This window comes from Micromonospora sp. NPDC004336 (genome assembly GCF_053602615.1).
Genome location: NZ_JBSGDY010000013.1, coordinates 1 through 24,525, shown reverse-complemented (window position 1 = coordinate 24,525; position 24,525 = coordinate 1). Strand labels below are relative to the sequence as shown.

At 73.3% G+C, this 24,525-nt stretch carries 26 protein-coding genes, 1 tRNA gene and 1 pseudogene; 16 read left to right on the top strand and 12 right to left on the bottom strand.

The annotated features are described in order from the left end of the window. The first annotated feature begins 101 nt into the window (after positions 1 to 101). The gene (locus tag ACWENR_RS05235; protein WP_250795157.1) at positions 102 to 548 is read left to right on the top strand and encodes an SRPBCC family protein; all 447 of its coding nucleotides are present in this window, start codon (positions 102 to 104) and stop codon (positions 546 to 548) included. 142 nt (positions 549 to 690) lie between these two features. On the opposite strand, the gene aceE is transcribed toward ACWENR_RS05235, so the two are convergent. Next, positions 691 to 3,435, bottom strand: a complete 2,745-nt coding sequence (aceE, locus tag ACWENR_RS05230; protein ID WP_452275797.1) for a pyruvate dehydrogenase (acetyl-transferring), homodimeric type — start codon at positions 3,433 to 3,435, stop codon at positions 691 to 693. Positions 3,436 to 3,637: 202 nt separating this feature from the next. Between aceE and ACWENR_RS05225 the strand changes: the two genes are divergently transcribed. Beyond that, positions 3,638 to 4,027 carry a hypothetical protein gene (locus tag ACWENR_RS05225; RefSeq protein WP_452275796.1) on the top strand — a complete coding sequence of 130 codons (390 nt, stop codon included), beginning with the start codon at positions 3,638 to 3,640 and terminating at the stop codon, positions 4,025 to 4,027. Positions 4,028 to 4,050: 23 nt separating this feature from the next. Next, complete coding sequence (locus ACWENR_RS05220) at positions 4,051 to 4,455, top strand: YjbQ family protein (RefSeq protein ID WP_452275795.1); 405 nt, start codon at positions 4,051 to 4,053, stop codon at positions 4,453 to 4,455. A gap of 214 nt (positions 4,456 to 4,669) precedes the next feature. Here ACWENR_RS05220 and ACWENR_RS05215 read toward each other — a convergent pair whose 3' ends face one another. From ACWENR_RS05215 to ACWENR_RS05200, 4 genes are all read right to left on the bottom strand, one after another. Continuing rightward, positions 4,670 to 5,467, bottom strand: coding sequence for an ABC transporter permease subunit (locus tag ACWENR_RS05215; RefSeq protein WP_452275794.1), 798 nt, complete (start codon positions 5,465 to 5,467; stop codon positions 4,670 to 4,672). Further along, complete coding sequence (locus ACWENR_RS05210) at positions 5,454 to 6,365, bottom strand: ABC transporter ATP-binding protein (RefSeq protein ID WP_452275793.1); 912 nt, start codon at positions 6,363 to 6,365, stop codon at positions 5,454 to 5,456. Before ACWENR_RS05210 ends, ACWENR_RS05215 begins: the two co-directional genes overlap by 14 nt. Further along, on the bottom strand, positions 6,358 to 6,837 hold the full coding sequence (locus ACWENR_RS05205) for a GbsR/MarR family transcriptional regulator (RefSeq protein ID WP_452275792.1): 480 nt from the start codon (positions 6,835 to 6,837) through the stop codon (positions 6,358 to 6,360). The genes ACWENR_RS05210 and ACWENR_RS05205 overlap by 8 nt, the downstream gene beginning before the upstream one ends. A gap of 182 nt (positions 6,838 to 7,019) precedes the next feature. Continuing rightward, on the bottom strand, positions 7,020 to 7,607 hold the full coding sequence (locus ACWENR_RS05200) for an NADPH-dependent FMN reductase (RefSeq protein WP_452275791.1): 588 nt from the start codon (positions 7,605 to 7,607) through the stop codon (positions 7,020 to 7,022). A 126-nt stretch (positions 7,608 to 7,733) separates the two neighbouring features. Here ACWENR_RS05200 and ACWENR_RS05195 point away from each other — a divergent pair, with 126 nt between their 5' ends. From ACWENR_RS05195 to ACWENR_RS05175, 5 genes are all read left to right on the top strand, one after another. Then, on the top strand, positions 7,734 to 8,216 hold the full coding sequence (locus ACWENR_RS05195) for a MarR family winged helix-turn-helix transcriptional regulator (RefSeq protein ID WP_452275790.1): 483 nt from the start codon (positions 7,734 to 7,736) through the stop codon (positions 8,214 to 8,216). Positions 8,217 to 8,267: 51 nt separating this feature from the next. Then, entirely contained in the window at positions 8,268 to 10,847 is a 2,580-nt protein-coding gene (locus tag ACWENR_RS05190) for a transketolase C-terminal domain-containing protein (protein ID WP_452275789.1), read from the top strand. 110 nt (positions 10,848 to 10,957) lie between these two features. Then, positions 10,958 to 11,395, top strand: a complete 438-nt coding sequence (locus ACWENR_RS05185) for a DUF3052 domain-containing protein (protein ID WP_357450928.1) — start codon at positions 10,958 to 10,960, stop codon at positions 11,393 to 11,395. Positions 11,396 to 11,478: 83 nt separating this feature from the next. After that, positions 11,479 to 11,946 carry a peroxiredoxin gene (locus ACWENR_RS05180; RefSeq protein WP_091104391.1) on the top strand — a complete coding sequence of 156 codons (468 nt, stop codon included), beginning with the start codon at positions 11,479 to 11,481 and terminating at the stop codon, positions 11,944 to 11,946. A gap of 78 nt (positions 11,947 to 12,024) precedes the next feature. After that, positions 12,025 to 12,096 (top strand) — tRNA-Val (locus ACWENR_RS05175). A 155-nt stretch (positions 12,097 to 12,251) separates the two neighbouring features. Here the strand turns inward: ACWENR_RS05175 and ACWENR_RS05170 are convergent. Both ACWENR_RS05170 and ACWENR_RS05165 read right to left on the bottom strand, forming a co-directional pair. Further along, positions 12,252 to 12,578, bottom strand: a complete 327-nt coding sequence (locus ACWENR_RS05170) for a hypothetical protein (RefSeq protein WP_452275788.1) — start codon at positions 12,576 to 12,578, stop codon at positions 12,252 to 12,254. 478 nt (positions 12,579 to 13,056) lie between these two features. Next, on the bottom strand, positions 13,057 to 13,515 hold the full coding sequence (locus ACWENR_RS05165) for an Lrp/AsnC family transcriptional regulator (RefSeq protein WP_452275787.1): 459 nt from the start codon (positions 13,513 to 13,515) through the stop codon (positions 13,057 to 13,059). Positions 13,516 to 13,625: 110 nt separating this feature from the next. Between ACWENR_RS05165 and ACWENR_RS05160 the strand changes: the two genes are divergently transcribed. The 3 genes and pseudogenes from ACWENR_RS05160 (at position 13,626) to ACWENR_RS05150 (ending at position 15,712) form a co-directional block, all read left to right on the top strand. Continuing rightward, the gene (locus ACWENR_RS05160; protein ID WP_452275786.1) at positions 13,626 to 14,684 is read left to right on the top strand and encodes a Glu/Leu/Phe/Val dehydrogenase dimerization domain-containing protein; all 1,059 of its coding nucleotides are present in this window, start codon (positions 13,626 to 13,628) and stop codon (positions 14,682 to 14,684) included. Between the two features lie 44 nt (positions 14,685 to 14,728). Continuing rightward, positions 14,729 to 15,124, top strand: a pseudogene (locus ACWENR_RS05155) (DUF2000 domain-containing protein); the annotation flags it as partial. 138 nt (positions 15,125 to 15,262) lie between these two features. Beyond that, positions 15,263 to 15,712 (top strand): DinB family protein, encoded by a 450-nt coding sequence (locus ACWENR_RS05150; protein ID WP_452275836.1) that lies wholly within the window; start codon positions 15,263 to 15,265, stop codon positions 15,710 to 15,712. Between the two features lie 90 nt (positions 15,713 to 15,802). On the opposite strand, the gene ACWENR_RS05145 is transcribed toward ACWENR_RS05150, so the two are convergent. Further along, positions 15,803 to 16,372: a DoxX family protein gene (locus ACWENR_RS05145; protein WP_452275785.1), complete on the bottom strand. Its 570-nt coding sequence runs from the start codon at positions 16,370 to 16,372 to the stop codon at positions 15,803 to 15,805. 318 nt (positions 16,373 to 16,690) lie between these two features. Then, complete coding sequence (locus ACWENR_RS05140) at positions 16,691 to 17,563, bottom strand: hypothetical protein (protein ID WP_452275784.1); 873 nt, start codon at positions 17,561 to 17,563, stop codon at positions 16,691 to 16,693. A gap of 134 nt (positions 17,564 to 17,697) precedes the next feature. Between ACWENR_RS05140 and ACWENR_RS05135 the strand changes: the two genes are divergently transcribed. The 3 genes from ACWENR_RS05135 to ACWENR_RS05125 all read left to right on the top strand — a co-directional run bounded on the left by ACWENR_RS05135 (position 17,698) and on the right by ACWENR_RS05125 (position 21,098). Beyond that, entirely contained in the window at positions 17,698 to 19,665 is a 1,968-nt protein-coding gene (locus ACWENR_RS05135) for a sigma-70 family RNA polymerase sigma factor (RefSeq protein WP_452275783.1), read from the top strand. 91 nt (positions 19,666 to 19,756) lie between these two features. Beyond that, a complete protein-coding gene (locus ACWENR_RS05130; protein ID WP_452275782.1) occupies positions 19,757 to 20,224 on the top strand; it encodes a GNAT family N-acetyltransferase in 468 nt (155 codons plus the stop codon). 76 nt (positions 20,225 to 20,300) lie between these two features. Beyond that, the gene (locus tag ACWENR_RS05125) at positions 20,301 to 21,098 is read left to right on the top strand and encodes an alpha/beta fold hydrolase (protein ID WP_452275781.1); all 798 of its coding nucleotides are present in this window, start codon (positions 20,301 to 20,303) and stop codon (positions 21,096 to 21,098) included. Between the two features lie 65 nt (positions 21,099 to 21,163). Here ACWENR_RS05125 and ACWENR_RS05120 read toward each other — a convergent pair whose 3' ends face one another. Further along, positions 21,164 to 21,943: a hypothetical protein gene (locus tag ACWENR_RS05120; protein ID WP_452275780.1), complete on the bottom strand. Its 780-nt coding sequence runs from the start codon at positions 21,941 to 21,943 to the stop codon at positions 21,164 to 21,166. Positions 21,944 to 22,127: 184 nt separating this feature from the next. Between ACWENR_RS05120 and ACWENR_RS05115 the strand changes: the two genes are divergently transcribed. Further along, the gene (locus tag ACWENR_RS05115) at positions 22,128 to 23,273 is read left to right on the top strand and encodes a polysaccharide pyruvyl transferase family protein (protein WP_452275779.1); all 1,146 of its coding nucleotides are present in this window, start codon (positions 22,128 to 22,130) and stop codon (positions 23,271 to 23,273) included. Between the two features lie 139 nt (positions 23,274 to 23,412). Here the strand turns inward: ACWENR_RS05115 and ACWENR_RS05110 are convergent, their stop codons facing one another. Next, positions 23,413 to 23,619 (bottom strand): hypothetical protein, encoded by a 207-nt coding sequence (locus ACWENR_RS05110; RefSeq protein WP_091104414.1) that lies wholly within the window; start codon positions 23,617 to 23,619, stop codon positions 23,413 to 23,415. A gap of 82 nt (positions 23,620 to 23,701) precedes the next feature. On the opposite strand from ACWENR_RS05110, the gene ACWENR_RS05105 reads away from it, so the two are divergent. Further along, a complete protein-coding gene (locus ACWENR_RS05105) occupies positions 23,702 to 24,223 on the top strand; it encodes a DinB family protein (RefSeq protein WP_452275778.1) in 522 nt (173 codons plus the stop codon). Positions 24,224 to 24,270: 47 nt separating this feature from the next. Here ACWENR_RS05105 and ACWENR_RS05100 read toward each other — a convergent pair. Further along, a partial coding sequence (locus ACWENR_RS05100; RefSeq protein ID WP_452275777.1) for a PfkB family carbohydrate kinase occupies positions 24,271 to 24,525 on the bottom strand: 255 nt, incomplete at its 5' end.

Sequence of the window (24,525 nt, the reverse complement as noted above, 5' to 3'; positions counted from 1 at the left end):
AATGGATTTCGGCGTGTCTTTTCCAAACCCGTCCAGGTAAGTCCGAATTTGCGCATAGAGTGCCGATATCGTGGGATGTCCTCACTGGAGGAAAGACGGAAATGATCCTCGTGGAACGCAGTGCGCACGTGATGGCGCCGGTGGAAGCGGTCTGGGACGTCGTGCAGCGGGCCGAGCAGTTGCCGGCCTGGCTGGCGGGGGTCCGCGCGGCCGAGGTGCTCTCGGGAGAGGGCTTCGGGCGGCGGCAGCTGGTCCAGGCCGGACGTGGCGCGGCGCATGAGGCCGAGGTGATCGCCTACCAGGAGCCGACCCTGATCGGCTGGCGCGAACGCGCCAAGGGCGCCGGTGCCCGGGCGGAGGCGCGCACCGAGATCTACGTCCAGCTCACCGCCGACGAGGAGGAGGGCGGAACGATCGTGCGGCTCATCGTCGTGCGCTGGCCCGCCGGGCCGGTCAAGGCCGCCCTGCTCCGCCTCGGCCTGCGCAGGGTCGGCGCCGACCTGGAGGATTCGCTCGCCCGGCTGACCGATCTGGCCGCCGTCGGCTGACCGGGCCGGTCCCTGGCGTCGCCCGCGCGACGATGGTGGCCCGGTGTCCCCGCCAGGGACTCCGGGCCACCACCGTCCACCCGGTGCCCGACATGCCGAGGGGCCCGGCGCGGGATGCGCCGGGCCCCTCGTCGCGTGCGTCCTAGCTGTCGCCGCCGGTCTCGCCGACCGGGGCGGCGTTGACGTCCTCGATGGCGTACTTCTTGGCCGCCTCGGCGGGGACGTTCGCCGGCACCGTGCCGCGCAGGGCGAGCTGCCGCAGCGTCGCCACCACCACCGACTCGGCGTCGACGTGGAAGTGCCGGCGCAGGGCGTGCCGGGTGTCGGACATGCCGAACCCGTCCGTGCCGAGCGAGGTGTAGTCGCCGGGCACCCAGCGGGCGATCAGGTCCGGCACCGCGCGCATCCAGTCGCTGACCGCGACCTTCGGCCCCTCGGCGTCGGCCAGCTTCTGCTGGACGTACGGCACCCGCTGCTCCGCGCCCGGGTTGAGCAGGTTGTGCTCCTCGCACTCCACCGCGTCGCGGCGCAGCTCCGTCCAGGAGGTCACCGACCAGACGTCGGCGGCCACGCCCCAGTCCTGGGCGAGCAGCTGCTGCGCCTTGAGCGCCCACTGCATGCCGGTGCCCGAGGCGAGCACGTTGGCCTTCGGGGCGTCGTCGCCCACCGACGGGGCGGGGGAGTAGCGGTAGATGCCCTTGAGTAGCCCCTCCACGTCCACGTCCGCCGGCTCGGCCGGCTGCAGGATCGGCTCGTTGTAGACCGTCAGGTAGTAGAAGACGTTCTCCTGCGCGTCCCCGTACATCCGGTGCAGGCCGTTCTCGAGGATGTGCGCGATCTCGAAGGCGAACGCCGGGTCGTAGGCGACCACCGCCGGGTTGGTGGCGGCGATCAGGAGCGAGTGGCCGTCCTCGTGCTGCAGGCCCTCGCCGTTGAGCGTGGTGCGGCCGGCGGTGGCGCCCAGCAGGAAGCCCCGGGCCATCTGGTCGGCGGCGGCCCACAGCCCGTCGGCGGTGCGCTGGAACCCGAACATCGAGTAGAAGATGTACATCGGGATCATCGGCTCGTCGTGCGTGGCGTACGCCGAGCCCGCCGCGGTGAACGAGGCGACCGAGCCGGCCTCGTTGATGCCCTCGTGCAGGATCTGCCCGCCGACGGCCTCCTTGTACGACAGGAACAGCTCCCGGTCGACGGAGGTGTAGCGCTGGCCGTGCGGCGAGTAGATCTTCTGCGTCGGGAAGAGCGAGTCCATGCCGAAGGTGCGGGCCTCGTCCGGGATGATCGGCACCCAGCGCTTGCCGAACTCCTTGTCCTTCATCACGTCCTTGAGCAGGCGGACGAAGGCCATGGTGGTGGCCACCTTCTGCTTGCCGGATCCGCGCTTGACGTCGGCGAAGCGCTCCGGGCCGGGGATCGCCAGCCGCTTGCTGCCCGGCCGGCGCGACGGCAGGTAGCCGCCGAGCTGCTGGCGCCGCTCGCGCAGGTAGGCGATCTCGTCGGACTTCTCGCCCGGGGTGTAGTACGGCGGCAGGTAGGGGTTGTCCTCCAGCGCCTTGTCCGGGATGTCCAGGTAGAGCCGGTCGCGGAAGGTCTTCAGGTCCTCCAGCGTCAGCTTCTTCATCTGGTGCGTGGCGTTGCGGCCCTCGAAGTGCGAGCCCAGCGTCCAGCCCTTGATCGTCTTGGCCAGGATCACGGTCGGCTGGCCGGTGTGCTCCATGGCCGCCTTGTAGGCCGCGTAGAGCTTGCGGTAGTCGTGCCCGCCCCGCTTGAGGTTCCAGATCTCGTCGTCGCTGAGGTGCTCGACCATCTTGCGGGTCCGCGGGTCGCGGCCGAAGAAGTGCTCCCGGACGTACGCGCCGGACTCCGCCTTGTAGGTCTGGTAGTCGCCGTCGGGCGTGGTGTTCATGAGGTTGACCAGCGCGCCGTCGGTGTCCGCCGCCAGCAGCGGGTCCCACTCGCGGCCCCAGACCACCTTGATGACGTTCCAGCCGGCGCCCCGGAAGAACGCCTCCAGCTCCTGCATGACCTTGCCGTTGCCGCGCACCGGCCCGTCGAGCCGCTGGAGGTTGCAGTTGATCACGAAGGTGAGGTTGTCCAGCTCCTCGCGGGCGGCCACCCCGATCGCGCCGAGCGTCTCCGGCTCGTCCATCTCGCCGTCGCCCAGGTAGGCCCACACGTGCTGGTCCGAGGTGTCCTTGATGCCCCGGTGGTGCAGGTAGCGGTTGAACCGCGCCTGGTAGATCGCGTTGAGCCCGCCCAGGCCCATGGAGACCGTCGGGAACTCCCAGAACTCCGGCATCAGCCGCGGGTGCGGGTACGACGGCAGGCCGCCGCCCGGGTGGGACAGCTCCTGGCGGAACCCGTCGAGCTGGTGCTCGGTCAGCCGGCCCTCGAGGAACGCCCGCGCGTACATGCCGGGGGAGGCGTGGCCCTGGTAGAAGATGTGGTCGCCGCCGCCCGGGTGGTCCTTGCCCCGGAAGAAGTGGTTGAAGCCCACCTCGTAGAGCGAGGCCGAGCTGGCGAAGGTGGAGATGTGCCCACCGACGCCGATCTCGGGGCGCTGCGCCCGGTGCACCAGCATGGCCGCGTTCCACCGGACGTACGCCCGGATCCGCCGCTCCACGTGCTCGTCACCCGGGAACCATGGCTCGCGCTCCGGCGGGATGGTGTTGATGTAGTCGGTGGTGGTCAGGGACGGCACCCCGACCTGGCGCTCGCGGGCCCGCTCCAGCAGGCGCAGCATGACGTAGCGGGCGCGCTTGTTCCCGCGCTCGTCGATGACACCGTCGAGCGACTCGACCCATTCGCTGGTCTCTTCAGGGTCGATGTCCGGAAGCTGGCTCGGCAGACCAGCGGTGATCACCGGGCGCTTGCGTTCCGTAGCCACAGGCGTTCCCTCGGTTCTGTGTGGGATAGGTCTCTAGCGCCATCCTGCCCCCTGGTGGCACCCCCCGTCACGCCCACCGCCCCGAGACGCGACGCTCAACACAGGTACCCGTCGGTAACTTCCGCGACCGGCGATCCGGGCCCGCCCGCCGGCCTGCGGCGGGCGTCCGCCTCCCCTTGCCCCGCCCTTCTATGGTGCCGCCATGGACAGGCGGATGGCGTCGCTGGGCGCGGTCATGGTGGTGGCCGGAGTCACCGCCGCGGTCTGCGGCGTGCTGGGGATGCGGGAGGGGCGCCCGGCCCTTCTCATGATCGTGCTCTCCGGGGCCCTGCTGGCCGCGCTCGGCGGTGGGGTGCTGATCGGCGCCCGGCAGTCGGCGGTCCTCGGTCGGTCACGGAGGGTGAGCGGCCGGCGCGCGGGGGCGGAGGGGACGACGGCGGGAGCCACCGGCGACGTCGGGGCCGACCACGGCGCCCGCGACCACGGCTCGGACACCGAGCGCTCCGGCTGGTGGGGCGGCGGGGACTCCGGCGGCGGCTGGTCCGGCGGGGACTCCGGCGGTGGCGGCGGAGACTCCGGCGGCGGCTTCTGACCCGCTCGGGCAGAATGCGTCGTATGCGCAGTGAGGTGATCACGGTCCAGACCGGCGCCCGGCCGACCGTCCGGGACATCACCGCCGAGGCCGAGCGGTTCGTCGCCGGGCAGGGCGACGGCCTGCTGCACGTCTTCGTCCCGCACGCCACGGCCGGGCTGGCGATCATCGAGACCGGTTCCGGCTCCGACGACGACCTGCTCGCCGCGCTCGACGACCTGCTGCCGACCGACGACCGCTGGCGGCACCGGCACGGCTCGCCCGGGCACGGGCGCGACCACGTGCTGCCGGCGTTCGTGCCTCCCTATGCGACGCTGCCCGTGCTGGACGGGCGGCTGGCGCTGGGCACCTGGCAGTCGCTCTGCCTGGTCGACACCAACGGCGACAACCCGACCCGCAAGGTCCGGTTCTCCTTCCTGTCCGGCTGACCGGCCCCGAAAGGTATGTCGGGACAGGGTCACGAAATCCTCCCGGGAGTCCGGCTTCTCCGCTCGACTCCGGGAGCGTCCCGACCCCGGGTGACGGGCGGGTGACGTCGAGGGCCCGTGCCCGCCCCGTCCAGCGGAACACGGGCCCTCGACGACGCCTCGGACGGCGATGTCGTGCGACGCGACGCCTCGGACGGCGATGTCGTGCGACGCCTCAGACGGCGATGTCGCGGCGGGCGAAGGCGGCGGCGCCGGCGGCGACGAGCAGCGCGGTGGCGCCGGCCAGCAGGAGCACGCCGACCGGCTGCACCCCGTCGACCAGCGGCGACCCGCCCAGGTACCAGTGGAACGGCGAGAGCTCGCGGGTCCAGGTCAGCCCCTGCGCCTGTGGGAAGACCGAGTTCGCCAGGTAGCCGAGGACCGCGACCCCGGCACCGGCGCCGACCGCGGCGGCCCGCCGCCCGGTGGCCGCCCCGACGGCGAAGGCGAGCGCGGCGAACGTCAGCCCGAACAGGATCAGGTGCAGGGTCATCGCGGCGAACCCGCCCGCGCCGATCCCGTCGAACTCGGCGGGGCCGCTGAGCGCGACCATCGCCACGCCCAGCAGGGCGGCGACCCCCACGATGCCGACCGCCAGCGCGGCGAAGCGGAGCAGGACGAGCCGGATCCGGCCGACCGGGTGGGCGAGCACCAGGTCGAGGGTGCCGGCCTCCTCGTCCCCGGCCACGGCCCGGGCGCCGGCCGCGATCGCGAAGACCGCGACCAGCAGCGGCACCAGCAGGCCGTAGACGGCGCTGCCGAGGTAGCCGGCCGCGGTGGTGAGGTCGCTGTAGTTGAACGCCTCCAGCAGCCCCTCCGGGTACGCCGCCAGGGCCTCCTTCATCTCCGGGGTCTGCACCGTCGGCCAGAACGAGGCGTACATGGCGCCGACGGCCACGATCGCCACCGTCCAGCCGAGCAGCGACCGGCGGGCGTCGTGCAGCGCCTTGGTGAACGGGTCACGCAGCAACACGGGTGTCCTCCTCGCGGGAGTAGTAGCCGAAGAAGAGCTCCTCCAGATCCGGCTCCTCGGAGAGCAGCCCGACCACGGTGTGCCCGGCGGCCGCCTTGACCAGCCCGTCGGCCCGGCCGTCCAGCCGGCAGCGCAGGGTGGTCCCGGTGACGGCGACCTCGCTGACCCCGGCCAGGCCGCTGAACTCGGCCTCGGTGACCGGCTCGTCGAAGTGGATCTCGACTCGGCGGACGGCCCGCTCGCGCAGTTCCTCCACCCGGGCCACGGTGACCAGCCGGCCCTCGCGGATGATGCCGACCCGGTCGGCGGTCTGCTGCACCTCGCTCATCACGTGCGAGGACATGAAGACCGTCCGCCCGGCGGCCCGGGCCTCGCGGACCATGGCGAGGAACTCCTGCTGGAGGAACGGGTCCAGCCCGCTGGTCGGCTCGTCGAGGATCAGCAGCTCCGGGTCGTGCATGAAGGCCTGGATCACGCCGACCTTCTGCCGGTTGCCCTTGCTCAGCCCCCTGATCCGGCGGCCCAGGTCCAGGTCGAGCCGGGCGGCCAGCTCCTCGATCCGCCCCCGGGGCACGCCGCCGCGCAGGTTGCCCAGGTAGGTCAGCAGCTCGCGGGCGGTCTGCCGGCCGTCGACCACGAAGTCGCCGGCCAGGTAGCCGGTCCGGCGGCGTAGCGCCACCCCGTCGCGGCGGGGATCGAGGCCGAGGACGCTGAGGCGCCCGCCGGTGGGCCTGATCAGGTCGAGCAGCAGGCGGATGGTGGTGGACTTGCCGGCCCCGTTGGGGCCGAGGAAGCCGTACACCTCGCCGGGCTCGACCCGCAGGTCCAGCCCCGTCAGGCCGCGGTTGCGACCGTACGTCTTGACCAGTTCCGCGGTGTGGATGGCGGGCTCAGCCATCGACGTCTCCCTTCTCCGCGTATTCGGCCTCGAAGCGTTCGACGAGCTTGGGCACCTCGCGTTCGACGAACGCGTAGAAGTCGCGCATCACCCGCAACCGATCGGCGCCCGGAACGTCCTCACCGCCCACGACGGTCAGCCCGCGCTCCATCAGCTCCCGGAACGCCCGGAACTTCGTGGCGTCGGCGGCGATCCGGATGATCGCGTCGGGTCTGACCTCGTACGCGTGACCACGGTGCCCCGGCACCGGGACCCGGCGGGCCAGGCCGCTGGTCTCCAGCAGCCGCATGCCGGTGCTGACGGAGCCCTTGGAGAGCCCCAGCGCCTCGGCGAGCTGCGCGCTGGTCTGCCACGGCGGATCGCAGATCAGCAGCCAGCCGAGCAGCTTGCCGTACGCCGGGGGCAGGCCGAGCCCGCCGAGCACGACGGCGGCGTCCTCGGCGTAGTGGCGTTGGTCGGAGAGTTCCGTCATCGCGTACCTCGTTCGGAACGTTCAAGAAGTTCTGAACGAACAGTACGCCCCTCGGCGTGCCGACGGAAGCCCCCGTCGGCCGCCTTCCCGCCTTGTCGCCGGCCCGCTCCCAAGGCCGGCCGGCAACCCGTCGACCGTGCTGGCGGGTCGCCGGGCGGCCGGCCGACTGTGCGGCGGGCGGGTCAGGCGGCGGCGGTGGCGAGCCGGGTGACGCGGGTGCGCGTGACCAGGGCGTCGAGCAGCCCGCGCAGCAGGGCCTCGATGGTCTCGTCCCGGATCGTGCCGTCCGGGCCGAGCTTCTCGTGCGCGTTCGTCACGATGATCTCCGGCTTGCTGACCACTGCCGAGTCGGTCCAGAGGAAGAGCTGCCGGAGCTGGAGCTGGGCCCGTACCGTCCCCATGCCGGTGGGAGCCGCGCCCATGATGGCCACCGGCTTGTGCGCCAGGGGCGACACCCACGAGGTGATCGGGAAGCTCGGCCGGGACGCCCAGTCGAGCGCGTTCTTCAACACGCCCGGCACGCCGTAGTTGTACTCCGGGGTGGCGATCAGCAGCGCGTCCGCCGCCCCGATCCGCTCCCGCAGGTCCGTCACGGGCGCCGGCGGCTCGGCCTCGACGTCCTCGTTGAACGGCGGGATCGCCCCGAGGCCCTCGTAGCGCTGGATGGTCATGCCCTTGGGGGCCAGGCGCTCGGCGGCGCGGATCAGCGAGGTGTTGAAGGACGTCTGGCGCAGGCTGCCCGAGAGGGCGAGGACCGAGATGTCGGACATGTGGATCTCCTCCGTGGGGTGCTGGTCGCGCGATCCGCGCGAACGACGAATAGCGAAGCTGCTAAACAGTTGAGCTGCACGATAGTTAACCTGCTCAACTATCGGGCCGCAAGTACGATGTGAGACATGCCCCAGCTCAGCGCCCCCTCCGCCCGTCCGACTCCCGGCGACGGCTCGGAGCTGGCCGGCGACGTGGTGCGCCGGATCATGCACGTCGCCTCGGCGATGCGGCACGACCAGGCCGTGGAGATCGGCGCGCTGGGCCTCACCCCGGCCGCCGCCCGGGCGCTGCACGAGCTGGACCCGGACCGGCCGCTGCCCGCCCGGGACCTCGCCACGGTGCTGGGCTGCGACCGCTCCAACGTGACCGCGCTGGTCGACAAGCTGGAGCAGGCCGGGCTGGTCGAGCGACGGGTCGACCCGGCCGACCGGCGGCAGAAGACGCTGCTGGTCACCGACGAGGGCCGCCGGGTGCGGGCCCGGGTGCGCGAGGTCATGTCGGACTCCCGACTGCTCGCCGGGCTGACCGCGGGCGAGCTGGCGACCCTGCGCGAGCTGGTGTGGAAGGTCTCCGACGGGGGCTGCCCCGAGTCGTGCGGCGACGACTGACCCACCCCGCGCGGTTCGTGTCCGAGTGGGCGAGGCGGGCGCTCGTCGGTAATGCTGTCCGACGTGACCACCCCGCAAGATCTCGACGACCGGTTCCGGGAGGCGCTGGCCGCGCTGGCCGCGCCGCAGCAGCGGCGTGACCCGGCACGGCCGGTCACCGACGGCGCGGCGCTGACCGGCGCGCGGGCGCTGGACCTCTTCGACGCCCAGGTGACCAGCCGGCAGCTCGACCTGGCCGCGCGCTGGCTGCGCAGCTTCGGCGAGGGGTTCTACACGATCGGCTCCGCCGGCCACGAGGGCAACGCGGCGGTCGCCGCCGCCCTGCGCGCAGGCGACCCGGCGCTGCTGCACTACCGCTCGGGCGCCTTCTACTGCGTCCGGGCCGGCCAGGCGGCCGAGGCCACCCACGCCGACCAGGCCGCCGACGCCGACCAGGCCGCCCCCGCCGACGCCGACCACGCCGCCCCCGCCGGCGCCGACCAGGCCGCCCCCACCGACCACACCGCCCCGCCCGACCAGGCCGGGCCGCCCGACCAGCCCGACGGCGCCGGAGCGGCCGGCGGCCCGGCCGCTGCCGGCGACGCCGCCGGGGCGCACGACCCCGGCCCGGACGAGTCGACCGGCGCGCCCGCCGCGGACCGGCCGCTTCCCCCCGGGTACGCCGAGGCGGCCCGCGACGTGCTGCGCGGGATGGTCGCCTCCAGCCGGGAGCCGATCGCCGGCGGGCGGCACAAGGTCTTCGGCCGGGCGGACCTGGCCGTCGTCCCCACCACCTCCACGATCGCCTCGCACCTGCCCCGCGCGGTCGGGATGGGTCTGGCGGTGGAGCGGCTGCGCCGGCTCGACCCGGCCGGCCGGGGGCGGGCCGGGGACGCGCCGGGGGTCGCCGGCGGCGGGGAGGCGACACCCGCGCCCTGGCCGCCGGACGCGATCGTCGTCTGCTCGTTCGGCGACGCCTCGGTCAACCACGCCAGCGCCACCGCCGCGTTCAACACCGCCGGCTGGTACGACCACACCGGCCTGCGCATCCCGGTGCTCTTCGTCTGCGAGGACAACGGCCTGGGCATCAGCGTCCGCTCCCCGCAGGGGTGGGTGGCGACCACGCTGCGGTCGAAGCCGGGGATCCGCTACTTCGCCGCCGACGGCGGCGACCTGGTGCGGGCGTACGAGGTGGCGGCCGAGGCGGCGGCCTGGGTGCGGCGGCACCGGCGGCCCGCCGTGCTGCACCTGTCGACCGTGCGGCTGATGGGCCACGCCGGCGCGGACGCCGAGACCGCCTACCGCAGCGCAGCGGAGATCGCCGCCGACCTCGACCGGGATCCGCTGGTCGGCACCGCGCGGCTGCTGGTCGGCGCCGGCGTGGCCACCGGCGGAGAGCTGCTGGCCCGCTACGACGAGATCGGCTGGCAGGTGCGCCGCATCGCGGAGGAGGTGCTCGACGAGCCGAAGCTGGCGGCGCCGGCCGAGGTGGTGGCGCCGCTGGCCCCGCGCCGGCCGGCGCGGGTCGCCCGGGCGGTCGCCGACGCGGCGGCGCGGGCCGGCGGACCCGGCGCGGCCGCCCGGACGGAGGCGTTCGGCGGCAAGCCGCCCGAGCTGGCCGGCCCGCTCACCCTGGCGCAGAGCATCAACGCCGCGCTCGCCGACGGGATGCTCGACCACCCGCAGATGGCCGTGTTCGGCGAGGACGTCGGGGTCAAGGGCGGCGTCTACGGGGTGACCAAGGGGCTGCGGGACCGCTTCGGCCCCGCCCGGGTCTTCGACACGCTGCTCGACGAGACGTCGATCCTCGGGCTCGGGCTCGGCGCCGGGCTGGCCGGGATGCTGCCCGTGCCGGAGATCCAGTACCTGGCGTACCTGCACAACGCCGAGGACCAGCTGCGCGGCGAGGCGGCCACCATGCGGTTCTTCTCCCAGGGGGCGTACCGCAACCCGATGGTGGTGCGGATCGCGGGGCTGGCCTACCAGGAGGGCTTCGGCGGGCACTTCCACAACGACAACTCGGTGGCCGTACTCCGGGACGTGCCCGGCCTGGTGATCGCGGTGCCGGCGCGGCCGGACGACGCCGCGCCCATGCTGCGCACCTGCCTGGCCAGCGCGGCGGTGGACGGCAGCGTCTGCGTCTTCCTGGAGCCGATCGCGCTCTACCACACCCGCGACCTCTACGCGGACGGCGACGGCGAGTGGCTGGCCGACTACGCCGAGCCCGGCGCGTGGACCGGCGGGCACGTGCCGGTCGGCCGGGCCCGCGTCTACGGAGTCGGCTCCGCCGAAGACGTCACGATAATCACGTTCGGTAACGGGGTGCGGATGTCGTTGCGGGCCGCCGCGGCCCTCGCCGACGAGGGGATCGGCACCCGCGTGGTGGACCTGCGCTGGCTCGCCCCGCTGCCCGTGGCCGACATCATCCGCGAGGCCGCCGCCACCGGCCGGGTGCTGGTGGTGGACGAGACCCGCAGGTCGGGCGGGGTGGGCGAGGGCGTCATCGCCGCCCTGGTCGACGCCGGCTACGTGGGCGCGGCGCGGCGAGTGGCCGGAGTTGACTCGTTTGTACCATTAGGTCCGGCGGCGCGTCAGGTTCTGGTCTCCGAGGAAGCAATTACCCAGGGTGCCCGTACGCTCCTGGCACGGTAAATTCCGTTCCACCCGGTGCGCCACTTGCGCGGGGAGCCACAACTGTGTGGACTTGCCTGACGGCGTCGCACGACGTCGCCAGCAGGGATGAGATGAGGAGGCACGCGACAGTGAGCGCGACCGCTGGTCAGGCCGCCGACGGGGTACGCAGCCTGGCGGACCGGTTCGGGATCGAGCCGGGGATGGTCGTCATGGAGATGGGGTACGACGACGACGTCGACCAGGATCTCCGGGACGCCCTGACCGACCGCTGTGGAGAGCTGGTCGACGAGGACACCGACGAGGTGGTCGACGCGGTGCTGGTCTGGTACCGCGACGGCGACGGTGATCTCTTCGAGCTCCTCGTCGACGCCCTCGGCCCGCTGGCCGACAACGGCGTCGTGTGGCTGCTCACGCCCAAGGCCGGGCGCGAGGGGCACGTGGAGCCGAGCGAGATCGCCGAGTCCGCGCCCACCGCCGGCCTCCAGCAGACCTCGACGGTGAACGCCGGCCGGGACTGGAGCGGAGCCCGCCTCGTCCTGCGTCGCGGGGCCAAGGGCAAGAAGTAGTCCCGTCGGCGGCGATCACCCGACGGCGGTCGCCGCCGGGTGTGGCAGGCTGATGCCACCTGACCCCATCCTGAGGAGCTCGCATGCCGATCGAGGTTGGCGCCGAGGCGCCGGACTTCGTGCTCAAGGACCAGAACAACCAGGAGGTCCGGCTCTCGGACTTCCGCGGCAAGCGCACCGTGCTGCTGGTCTTCTATCCCCTCGCCTTCACCGGCATCTGCCAGGGTGAGCTGTGCGAGGTGCGGGACAACCTCAACGAGTACGTCAACGACGACGTCCAGGTGCTCACCGTCAGCGTCGACTCGGTCTACGCCCACAAGATCTGGGCCGACCGGGAGGGCTACCAGTTCCCGCTGCTGGCCGACTTCTGGCCGCACGGCGCGGTCGCCCAGGCGTACGGCGTCTTCAACGACGTCGCAGGCATCGCCAACCGGGGCACCTTCGTGATCGACAAGGCGGGCGTGGTGCGCTTCGCCGAGATGAACATGCCGGGGGAGGCCCGCGACCAGCAGGGCTGGCGCAAGGCGCTGGCCGAGGCCGTCGCGGCCTGACAACCGGGCACGCCGTACGACCGGGCCGGTGGCGGCAGGGTAAGCTTGCCAACCTCCGGCCCGCCGTACGGGCGTTCCGGGCGCGTAGCTCAGTGGGAGAGCACTCGCCTTACAAGCGAGGGGTCGCAGGTTCGAAACCTGCCGCGCCCACACTCTGACCAGCAACGAAGACGGGCCGCCGATCATCGGCGGCCCGTCTCGTCTCGGTCAGCGTTCCAGGGCGACCCGGCTACCTGTCCGGCGATGCCGTCGACGAGCCGCGGCGCGAGGTGCTGACACCTCGTCGTATTTCCTGCCCTTGCAGCTTATTCCTGCAAGCGGTAGAAAGCCCCGTCGAAACCGGAGAGTCTGTATATGTAGTTGTGGCCCTCGTCGCCATCTACGGAGTAGATTCTGAAGGTGACATCATCGCCACGAACAACTCCCAGGAAGTCTCCCTTGTCCGAGCTGGAGTAGTCGTTCGCAAAATTCATCACGTAGGTTCTGTCGTCTATCGTTATGTATTCGTATTCTGGCCCGCTGGCGGTTCCGATTACTTCCGCGCCTATCGTATGCCGGTAGACGACAACGAGCAGGAGGGCGATTACGAGTACAGTCGACCCCAGGATTATCGGCTTGCGCATTCTCTTCATGTCGCACCTTCTTGCTCTTGATCTGTGCCACCAAGGTGTGGGTGGTCTTCGTGGGTCAGCGGATCGTGGCGATCAGGCGTAGCAGGGCGGCGCGGGCGGGTGGGGGCCAGGCGGGCTTGCCGCCGGCCGGCCGTGGCCGTCGGCGTCGCCGAGGGATGCCGCCGAGGACGCGTGCCATCGCCCAGCCGCGGTGATCTCAATCCCGAGTCATGCGGAGCAACAGTAGTCCCACTGCGCGCGGAACGGGGGGCGGGAAGTCCGGACCTGTGCGACCGCCGGAAGCGTCGTCTCATTCACCGGCGTTCCGACCAGTTCCGGGCGGACCTCGCGGTCATGGTGGCCAGGGTAAATGAACACGGACGAACCCGGCAGTACGCAAGTTCGTCGAACTTGCGAGCGGGAGTCGCAGGTTCGAAACCTGCCGCGCCCGCCACCACCCGAACAGGCGAGATCCGCTGGCCGGGCTGCGCTTCCTCACTCACGGATCGAGTGGCTCGATGACCTGTTTCCGGGCGTGTTGATAGATCACCGAGCTGCGGAAGCCGACGATCTCGCGGCGTCCACTGAACTTGTCCATGAGGAAGGCGTGCAGGCTGTCCACGCCGGGGACGGCGACGTGGACGAGGAAGTCGTCGCCGCCCGCCACGACGAATACCGACAGCACCTCGGGCAGCCCCATCGCGTACTTCTTGAAGCCGTCGATGACGGCGCGGCTCAACGGACGGACCTGCACGTGCAGTAGCGCCTGAACGCCGCGGTTGAGGGCGGTCAGGCTGATCTCGGCGTGGTAGCCGGTGATCACACCCCGCTCCCTCAGCGCCCGCACGCGTTCGAGGCAGGTCGACGGCGCGACGCCGACGGCGCGGGCCAGTTCGCGGTTGGTCTGCCGCGCATGTGTCTGCAGATGCCGGATGATCGCCGTATCAAGTTCGTCCACGAATCAAGATCCTGCCATTTTCCCGAACGACGTTCGATGAAGGCCGGTCGACCCCGATCATGTGCCTAGTCTCGGTCCCGTTCGGACGGACGAGCAAGGGGGAGGCCACCATGGTCGCGACCGACATCGACACCGAGTCCACGCACGAGCACGTCGTCCTCAGGCGGGGCGCGCGATCCGGCCTGCCGATCGTCGTCGCGGTGCACTCCACCGCGCTCGGCCAGGCCATCGGCGGCTGTCGGCTGGCGCACTACCCGCACTGGCGCGACGGCCTGGACGACGCGCTACGGCTCTCGGCCGCGATGTCGGACAAGTGCGCGTTGGCCGGGCTGCCCAACGGCGGCGGCAAGACCGTCGTGGCCCTGCCCACCGGCGTGACACTGGACGGCGCCGCCCGGCGGGCGGTACTGCACGACGTCGGCGACGTCATCGCCGGTCTGAGCGGCACCTACGCGACCGGCCCGGACGTGGGCACCGGCCCCGACGACATGGTCACGATCGCCGAGCGGACCCCGTACGCGTTCTGCCGACCGGTCGGCGCCGGCGGCAGCGGCGACTCCTCCGAGCACACCGCCGTCGGCGTCCTCGCCGCACTGCGCGCGCTGTGCGCCGAGCGGTTCGGGTCGTCCGACCTGTCCGCGCGCAGCTTCGCCGTGCTCGGCCTCGGCCGCGTCGGCGGCCACGTGCTGCGGATGCTCGCCGACGCCCGCGCGACGGTGGTGGCGAGCGACGTCGACGACAGCCGACGCGCGCTCGCCGGCGCCGCCGGCGCGGCCTGGGCCAGCCCGCAGGACTGCCTGACCGCCGACGTCGACGTGCTCGTCCCCGCCGCCCTCGGTGGCCTGTTCACCCCGCACACGGTGCCGAAGCTGCGCTGCGCCGCGATCGCCGGACCGGCCAACAACCAGCTCGACACCCCGGCCACCGCCGACCTGCTGCACCAGCGCGGCATCCTCTGGGCCCCGGACATCGTCGTGAGCGCAGGCGGCATCATCCACGCCACCGCCGTCGAACTGCACCAGGAGACCTCCACCCAGGCCACCGTCCGGGTCCGCGGCATCGCCGACACCCTGACCGAGATCCTGCGGACCGCCCGCGCCACCGGCACGACCCCGGCCGACGCTGCCCGCTCCCACGCCCGCCGGCGCATCTCGGGCGCCCACCACTGACCACAGCCACCACCACACCTCCGACCACCCTGGAGCACCCCCACATGTCCCCGGCAACCAAACTCGTGATCGTCATCCGTGCCGACCTGCCTGCCGCGTGGGCGGCCAACGCCGCGGCGGTGCTCGCGTTGAGCCTCGGCGGCCGGCTGCCCCATCCCCCGGCGGGCGACGCCAAGGACGGCTCCGGCGAGCCGCACGCGGGGCTGAACCCCCATCCGGTGCCCATCCTGAGCGCCACCGCCGACCAGCTGCGCGACCTGCATCGAAGGGCGCGGGCCGACGGCGACCTGGTCACCGTGGCGTTCAACGAGGTCGCCCGACGGGCCCGCACGTACGACGACTACCTGGCCGCGCTCGCCGCCACACCCGCGGACGAGATCCACTATGTCGCCGTCGCGGCGTACGGCCCACGCAACCGGATCACCGCCCTGACGAAGCGATTCCCCCTCTACGGCGCCGACGCGCCGGTCACCGCACGGCCGGACGCCAGCCACAGGAGAGCCGGGCTGTTCCCCACCGTCGACGACCGCCGGTTCAGTACCCCCGCCAACGGCGGTGAACGGCAACTGCTGCACGACATGCTGCGCGCCCAGCGCAACACGCTGAGGTTGAAGTGCTCGGACGTCGAGAGCGACCTGGCTCGCCGAACGGTGCCGCCATCCACGCTGTCGCTGCTGGGTCTGATCCGGCACCTCGCCGACGTGGAACGCCGCTGGTTCCGCCAGGTCCTGGCCGGGCAGCGCGCGCCCCCACTGTTCTCGTCCCCGGCCCACCCCGACGGCGACTTCGACGACGCCGTACCCGATCCCGCCGTCGTCGCGGCGGCCCGCCGAGCCTGGCACGACGAGATCACGTTCGCCGACACCTTCATCGCCGACGCCGACAGTCTCGACGTCGAGGGCCACGACAGATGGCGCGGCACCGTCTCGCTGCGCTGGGTCCTCGTCCACATGATCGAGGAGTACGCCCGCCACAACGGGCATGCCGACCTGCTCCGCGAACGCATCGACGGAACCGTCGGCATGTGACCTTCCGTGGCCGGATCCGCCGGGGTGAGGTCGGCTCGAACTCGGCAGCCGAGCCGACCGCCTCGTCCGTCGGCCCGCGGGCCCGGGCGGTCAGAACCGCACGTTCGTCATCGTGTACCAGGTCGGCGCGAACACCGTGACGGCCAGCACGCCGAGGACCGCCGCCGACGCGAGCGCACCCGAGGTGGTGAGCGGCGCGGGTGCCACGGGCCTGCGGTTCCACCGCCCGACCGCGACGAACGCCGCGACCCCGCCCAGCACGAGATTGGCGGGCATCAGCGCGTACTCGCCACGGGTGAGGTGGAAGCCGGCGGCGAGGACCATCGTCAGCGCCAGGCCAGCGGCGGCGAGCGGCGTCAGCTTCGGCTTGACCCGGGTCATCGCCGGCAGGATCAGGCCGACGCCGCCGAGGACCTCGCAGGCTCCGACGAGGACGATGAGCGCCTGCGGCACCGCCGCGTACCACGCCACGGCCCGGGGCGCCGCCGCGTACAGGGCCTCGTCGTACATCAGCACCTTGCCGAAACCGCTGCCGGCGAAGAAGAAGCCCGCCAGCACCTGGAGCAGCCAGAGGGCGCCGTTGAGGGTGAATCTCGCCCCACGAGCCTTCGCCCGCCGCTCGCTCCGCTCGATCAGGTTGACCTCGGTGTGGGAGTTCATGTCCGGCGACCGCCTTTCCTCGGGTGGACCGTGCTGCTGACGGGAGTCAGTCGACCACCGGGGCGCCGGGGCGCGCGTCGTGCCTGGGACACCGTGGGACACGCGAGACGCGACACACCAGCGCAAACGCGCTTCCGTTCCGTGGTGGCGGGCTGGGACGGGCCAGGCGTCCGATCCTGTCCGTGGCCCACTTCCGCCGCCGACACGAGCGGTCCACACCGCCACGGGGCGGAGCGGGACGGGCACGCGCCGGCGGGCGCCGGATAGTCCGGCGCCCGCCGCGTCCGCGTCCGTCGTACCGTCGGCCGGGTCGGTGGGTCAGCTCGCGCAGACGGCGTACGCGCGCACCTTCCAGTTGCTGCTGAAGCCGTCCTCGTCCTCCGCCGCCGAGACGGTGACGGTCGTCGACGTGGTGGCCCGCATCTGGGTCAGGCGCACCTGCCCGTCGCCGCCGAGGATCTCGCCGCCCACGCCGTGCACGCGGGTGCCGGGCGGGCAGGTGGCGACGACCGACCGGGTGGCGGCGGAGGTGTAGTCGCTGTCGTTGGTGACGCGCTGCTCGCCGGGAAGCGGGTCGGCGCAGATCGCGGTGGCGTCGAGCCACCAGCTGTCGTCGAAGCCGGTGCCGTCCTCGGCGCCCGCCACCACGACGCTGCTCTGGTGGATCCGCAGATCCTCCAGGACGACCTCGCTGTTCGGCGCCCCGACGACCGCGCCGCCGACCCCGATGGCGTGCTTGCCGGGCGGGCAGGACTTCTCGAACCAGTTCGAGGTGCTGAGGCTGGGCCCCGAGCTGCCGGAGACCATCACCAGGCCGGCGGGCGGCGGGGCGCAGATCGCGTTCGCCGTGACCGCCCAGTTGCCGCCGACCCCGGTCTCGTCCTCGCGGCCGGTCACCGAGTAAGCGTCCCCGCCGACCAGCGGCCGCATGATGTCCATGCCGACCTGCCCGAGGCCGCTACCGGTGATCGCGCCGCCGCCGCCGATGACCTTGGTGCCCGGCGGGCAGGGCGCGTTCTGCGACTTCGCGACGCTGTTGCTGGAGCCGGTCGTCGTCTGGATGCTCAGGCCGGGCACCGCCGCCACCGGCCCGGCGAGGGCAAGCTGGCCGAGCACGAGCGCGCTCAGCGTGGCCCCGCCCACGGCGGCCGTCCGACGCGACCAACGGGTGCGCTTCGATCCTTCTCGCATGGTGTCTTCCCCTCCGGGGTTGTTCGTTGCGATGACACCGGTAGGAGCGCGATCGGGTCGGGATGCCAACAGAAACCTCGGAGAAAAATGTTCCGCCGTTTTACTGGACCGGTCGACGAGCAGCGAGGGACACGATGGACACGGCGGCACAGGACGACTCCACACTGGTCGAGGCGCTGCGGCGCGGCGAGCGGGCCGGGCTGGAGGGCATGTACCGGCGCTACGCCGACCGGCTGTACACGTACGCCCGCACGATGCTGCGCGAGCCGGAGGCCGCCGCGGACGCCGTCCACGACGCGTTCCTCGCGGCGAGCCAGCGCATCGGGCAGCTCCGCGAGCCCGACCGGCTGCGCTCCTGGTTGTACGCGATCGTGCGCAACGAGTGCCTCCGGCAGCTGCGGGACCGGGCCCGTGCCCTGCCGCTGGAGGAGGCGGGCGAGCCGGCGGCCGACGTGGCCGACCCGGGCAGCGGCGTCAACGCCGAGCAGGTGCGCGACCTGGTGCACACGGCGGTCGCCGCGCTCAACCCCGGCGACCGTGAGGTGGTCCACCTGGCCATCCGGCACGACCTGTCGTCCGCCGACATCGGCACGGCCCTCGGGGTGCCCACGAACCACGCGCACGCCCGGCTGTCGCGCGCCCGCTCGCAGCTCGAACGGGCGCTGGGGGCGCTGCTGGTGGCCCGCACCGGGGCCCGGGACTGCCCGACCCTCGCCGACCTGATCGACGGCTGGCAGGGCCGGCTCACCCCGACCCTGCGCAAGCGGGTCTCCCGGCACATCGAGAGCTGCGCGGTGTGCGGGCTGCTCCGGCGGGAACAGCTCAGCCCGGCGGCGCTGCTGTCGGCGTACACGGCGCCGGCCTTCCTGGTCGTCGCCGACGCGGTGTGGCCGCGACTGGCCGACGCCTGCGCGACCGGCGTCCTGGCCGATCCGGCACCCGGCACGGAGGCCGATCCGGCGGACGCGGCCACGGCCACGGCCGACCCTGTGCCGGCCGACCCGGCGCCGTCCGTCGACCCGGTGCCGTCCGTCGACCCGGTGCTGTCGGCCGACCCGGTGCTGTCGGTCGACCCGGTGCCGTCGGTCGACCCGGTGCTGTCGGCTGACCCGGTGCCGTCGGCCGAGGCGCTGCCCGGAACGGGGGACGCCGGGCGGGCGCGGGGAGCGGCTGACGGACCCGTGCCCGCGACGGATGGAGCGGTCGACGGACCCGCGCCGGCGGTGAACGGGCCGGTGGCCCCGGACGACGCGGCGGCGACGCCCTCGGACGGTGTGGCAACGTCGCCGGGTGGTTTGGCGACGTCGCCGGGTGGTGCGTCGTCGGGTGGTGCGGCGGCGGCTCCGGCCGGCGCGGTGGCGGCGCGCGGTCCGGCGCATGCCGTGCGGGCGACCTCGCCTGCGAACCGCGACCGGCGCCGCCGGCGGGTGGCCGCGACCGTGGTCCTGCTGATCCTCCTCGCCGCGCTCGGGACCTGGGCGCTGGGACCCGGGCGTCCGACCGCCGCGCGGGACGCCTCCGACCAGCCGGTATCGGAGACGCGCGGACCGGCGGCCGGCGATCCGGTGACGGCCGCCTCCGCGCCGCCGTCGGGCACGGCCCCGGCAAGCGGCACGCGGGCCGCCGAACCGCCGCCGGCCGGGGCCGTCGGTCCGACACCCGACCCCGTGGCCGCGCCGACGGACGGTGCCGGCGGCGCCCGGACCGACGCGCCCGGCGCCGTGCCGGGCGGTCCCGCGCCGTCGTCGACCGGGGCGCCGTCCCGGACTCCGGCCGCGCCCCGGCCGACCGCCACACCGCAGTTGGCCGCGGCGTTCACGGTCTCCGCCACCGCTCACGTGCGGTGCGGCTCGGACACGTACACGCTCGTGGTGCAGGCCACCGGCAGCGCCGCGCTCGGCGGCGCCGAGGTGCGCTGGACACCCGGCGGGGGAAGGGCGTCGACCCGGGCGATGACGGTGGACGGGTCGGCCGCGCGGGCGAGCGTCGGGCAGCTGCGCGTACCGACGCTGACCTGGTCGGTACGCGCGACCGCCGAGGACGGCCGCACGGCGCAGAGCGCGACCCGCACGGTCACCGACCCGTGCGTCCGACCGGGCTAGCCGGGACGGCCGTGGAGCGGGGGCGACCGTCGACCGTCCTGTTTGTCCTTTGCGAACCGTCCGGCCCGGACGGCTGAAATACGGTGTCGGGGTGACGCTGAGACTTGAGTCGATGACCGCCGAGCAGTACCTCCGGTACCGGCAGCGGGCGGAGGCGAGCTACGCGCGGAACATCGCCGACTCCGGCGCGATGCCGGCGCCGGAGGCCGAGGCGAAGGCGCAGGAGGACTACGCGAAGCTGCTGCCGGACGGTCTGGCGACGTCGGGGCACCACTTCTGGACGGCCTACGACGGCGACGACGAGGTCGGGATGCTCTGGCTGCACGTCGAACACAAGTCGGACGGCCCGCATGCCTTCGGCTACGACTTCGAGGTGCGACCGGACCTGCGGCGCAGGGGCTACGGGCGGGCCATGTTGCAGGCCGTGGAGCGGCAGTGCCGGGAGTGGGGGGTCCGCTCGATCGGCCTGAGCGTCTTCGGCTTCAACGTGCCCGCGCGGACGCTATACGAGCAGCTGGGCTTCGAGGCGACCGCCATCCAGATGCGCAAGCGCCTGTAGCGCGCGGGGGCGTCACCACGGGGGCGAAGCGCCCCGACGGCCCCCGCACGGCGTACGGGCGCGGTTGGATGGGGCGGTGAGCTACGCGGAGGTCCACGGGCTGCGCCTGTGGTACGAGGAGCACGGCACCGGCCGCCCGCTGCTGTTGCTGCACGGCGGCTTCGGGTCGGTGGAGACGTTCGGGGCCGTCCTGCCGGCGCTGGCCGCGCGTCGCCGGGTGATCGCGGTCGACCTCCAGGGCCACGGGCGCACCGCCGACGTCGACCGTCCGCTGCGCCACGAGTCGATGGCCGACGACGTGGCCGCGTTGACCGACCAGCTCGGCCTGGTCGAGGCCGACGTGATGGGCTACTCCCTCGGCGGCGGCGTGGCGTTGCGTACGGCGATCCAGCACCCGGCCCGGGTGCGCCGGCTGGTCGTCGTCTCCGCGTCGTGCAGACGTCAGGGCTGGTATCCCGAGGTGCTGGCGGGCATGCCGGAGCCCGACGAGGCGGCGGGCGAGCGGATGCGCGGCACCCCGCCCTACGAGCTCTACGCCCGGATCGCGCCCCGGCCGGGAGACTGGCCGAGGCTCTGGGCGAAGACGGGGGAGCTGCTGCGGCGCGACTACGACTGGTCGGCCGAGGTGGCCGCCCTCACCGTGCCCACCCTGCTCGTCTTCGCCGACGGCGACTCGGTCAGCACCGCGCACATCGTGGAGTTCTTCGGCCTGCTCGGCGGCGGCCACCGGGACGCGGGCTGGGACGGCGCCGACCGGCCGGCCGCCCGGCTGGCCGTGCTGCCCGGGCTCACCCACTACGACATCGTCGCCTCGCCGGCGCTGCCGGCCGCGGTGCTGCCCTTCCTGACCCACCCGGCCCGGCCGCCCGGGTGACGGGAGGCGGCCCGGCCGGGCACGGCGGTACGGGGGACCGCTGCCGTGCCCGGCGGGGACGTCCGTCAGAGGAAGGCGTACGCCTCGGCGTCGGCGTCCTCGGTCTCGCCGGCGGGCGGAGCGGCCACCGACACCGGCTCGCCGAAGCCGCTCATCCGCATCTCGGTGACGAGATCACCCAGGGTTTTTGTGGCGATGGTGTAGGACAGCTCGGTGACCCGACCCTCGGCGTCGACCGTCGCCTCGAACGGGATCGCCTTCGGGTCCTTCGCCAGCTTGGCGGACGACTTGATGCCGTCACGCATGCCGCTCTCGGTGCTGGCGGCCTCGGCCGCCTTCTCCAGGTCGGTGATGCCCCGGTAGCGACCCTCACCCACGCGCTCGGCGGAGACGATGCCCCCGATGACCCCGGTCTGCGACTTGAAGTCGAAGGACTGGCGTAGCGTGCTGCCCGGCCGGAGCTTGGTCAGGTCGATCTTCATCCACGCCTTGCCGCCCTCCGAGGGGTCGGACTTGATGTAGGCGGCGTCGCCGATCAGCCGGGCCTCGATCGGTTCCGGGGCGTTGCCGGTGATGTGGAGCGCGCGTGCCGCCGGGTCGACCTTGCCCTGGAGCTTGATCGAGGCGGGGCCCGCCTTCACCGAGGCATCCATGGTGAGCGTGCCGGAGAGGCTCCGGTCCATGCCCTGCCGGATGACGGCGACCGGGTCGGCCGCCGACGTGGCGGGGGCGGGGGAGTTCGCGGCGGAGCCGTCGGTGCTCGCGGCGGAGCCGTCGGAGCCGGTGCCGCAGCCGGTGGCGAGCACGGCGAGGGCTGCCGCGAGGGCGGGAATCAGTCGACGCATGGTTGCGACCCTAACGGGCGGCGCCACCCGTTTTCGGCTGCCCCGGAGGCCCCTGTCCGGATGTCGCCCGACCCTGCGCCGGAGCCGACCGCCGCGCCGCCACCGGCCGGGGCGGGCCGCGGCCAGGAGTGTTCCCCGGCGCAGCGGGAAACCGCCCCCCGACGCACCTGGGGAGGAGCGACGGATGACGCATGGCGGCGGACTGACGATCGGCGTGCTCGGCTCGTACGGGGGGCGCAACCTCGGCGACGAGGCGATCCTGACCGGCCTCCTGGCCGACCTGCGGGAGCAGGAGCCGAACGGGCGGATCATCGTCTTCTCCCGCAACCCGGAGCACACCCGGGTCGCCCACCCGGACGTGGAGGCGGTGCCCTGGGAGGGCGTCAGCCGCACCGACTCCGCCCTGGTGCTGGCGCAGCTCGACGTGCTGATCCTGGGCGGCGGCGGCATCCTCTACGACCGGGAGGCCCGCCGCTACCTGCGGGTGGTCCGGGTCGCCCAGGAACGAGGGCTGCCGCTGCTGACGTACGCGGTGGGGGTGGGGCCGCTCAGCGAGGGCGTGGACACCGGCATGGTGCGGGAGACCCTGGCCAGCGCCGCCCAGGTGACCGTGCGGGACCAGGAGTCCCGGATGGTGCTGGAGGAGGCGGGGCTGCTGAACCCGATCACGGTCACCGCGGACCCGGCGTTCCTGCTCGAACCCGAGGACTTCCCGGCGGAACTGCTCCGCGAGGAGGGGGTGCCGGCCGGGAAGCGACTGGTCGGGATGAGCGTACGGGAGCCGGGCCGGGCCGCCGAGCGGCTCGACGTCGACGGCTACCACCGCCTGCTGGCCCAGATCGGCGACTTCCTCGTGCACCGGATCGACGCGTACGTGCTCTTCGTCCCGATGGAGCGCGACGACATCCGGCACTCGCACGGCGTGCTGTCGCACATGATCGCCGCCGAGCGGGGGCGCATCCTGCACGGCACCTACTCGCCCGAGCAGGTGCTCGGGCTGATGCGCCACTTCGACCTGGCCGTCGGGATGCGGCTGCACTTCCTGATCTTCGCCGCGATGGTCGGCACGCCGTTCCTGCCGCTGCCGTACGCCGGCAAGGTCTTCGACCTGGCCCAGCGGCTCGGCGTGCCGGCGCTGCGCGGCGTGGAGCGGGAGGTCGAGGGCCCCCTGCTCGCCGAGGTCGACCGGCTCTGGGACGAGCGGGCCGAGCGGGCCGAGGCCACCGCCCGGCGGGTGGCCGACGTGTGCGAGCAGGCCCGGGGGACCTCGCAGGTCACCCGGGCGGTGTTGGAGAGCCTCCGCGCCCGCACCCTGAGCCGGGCGGGCTGAGCCCGCTCAGAAGCCCGGGCGGGCCGGGCACGCTCAAGAGGCCGGGCGGGCTGGCCACGCTCAGAGGCCGGGCGGGCTGGGCACGCTCAGAGGCCGGGCGGGCCGGGCGTGCTCAGAAGCCGGGCGGGCCGGGCCCGGCTCAGACGGCCGGCCCGCGCCAGCAGTAGCGCCACCCGTCCGCCCCGGCATCCACGGACTCCAGCTCGTAGATCTCCGCCTCGGCCAGCCCTTCGGGGCCGAGGTGGTGGTGGGTCAGCGGCGGGCGGCCGTTCGGGTCCAGCTCGACGGTGACCGTCTCGCCGTCGGCCGCGCCACCCACGAGCGGGATTTCTGCCGATGATGCCATGCGCCCATCCTGCCCCGGCCGGCCCGGCCCCGCAGCGGATAGCGGGGCAGCGGGCGGAGCATCCGGCGACTACCGTCGGCGGATGGCGGAGATTGCGATCGACCCCGCGCTCGGGCCCGTGCTGGCCCGCACGGGCGACGAGCGGGCCGTGCTCGAATCGTTCCTCGACTTCCACCGGGGCGTGCTGCTGCGCAAGCTGCGCGGCCTGTCCGACGCCGACGCGGCGCGCCGGCTGGTGCCCTCGGTCACCACCGTCGCCGGGCTCGTCAAGCACCTGACGCTTGTGGAGCGGAACTGGTTCCCCTGCCTGCTCGCGCCCGGCCCCGGCGACGTCTACCTCACCACCGAGGAGGACGCCGTGGCCAGCTTCGTGCTCACCGAGGAGGACACCGTCGAGCGGCTCGCCGGGGCGTACGAGCGCGCCTGCGCCCGGTCCCGGGAGGTCGCCGGGCGGTTCGACCTCGACCACGTCGTCCCGCACCCGCAGCTCGGCGAGGTCTCGCTGCGCTGGATCCTGGTGCACATGATCGAGGAGACGGCCCGGCACGCGGGTCACGCCGACATCCTGCGCGAGCTGACCGACGGTTCCACCGGCGCCGTCTGACCGGACTTCCGCGACGGCGCGGCGGCGGGCGGGGCATCTCCGCCCGGTCAGGGGCGCGGCAGCAGGCCGGCCGGATACTCCATCCCGTCGTGGGTGCAGGCCGCCGCGGCGACCCGGGCCGCGTACGCCGCCGCGTCGGCCGGCGGCGCGTCGCGCAGCCGAGCGGCGATCACCCCGGCCGCGAACGCGTCCCCGGCGCCGTTCGTGTCGACGACCGGCGCGGGCGCCTCGGCGGCGGCCACCCGGCGCGGCCCGCCCCCGCCGGTGTGCAGGTCGGCGCCCTTCGCCCCGTGGGTCACCAG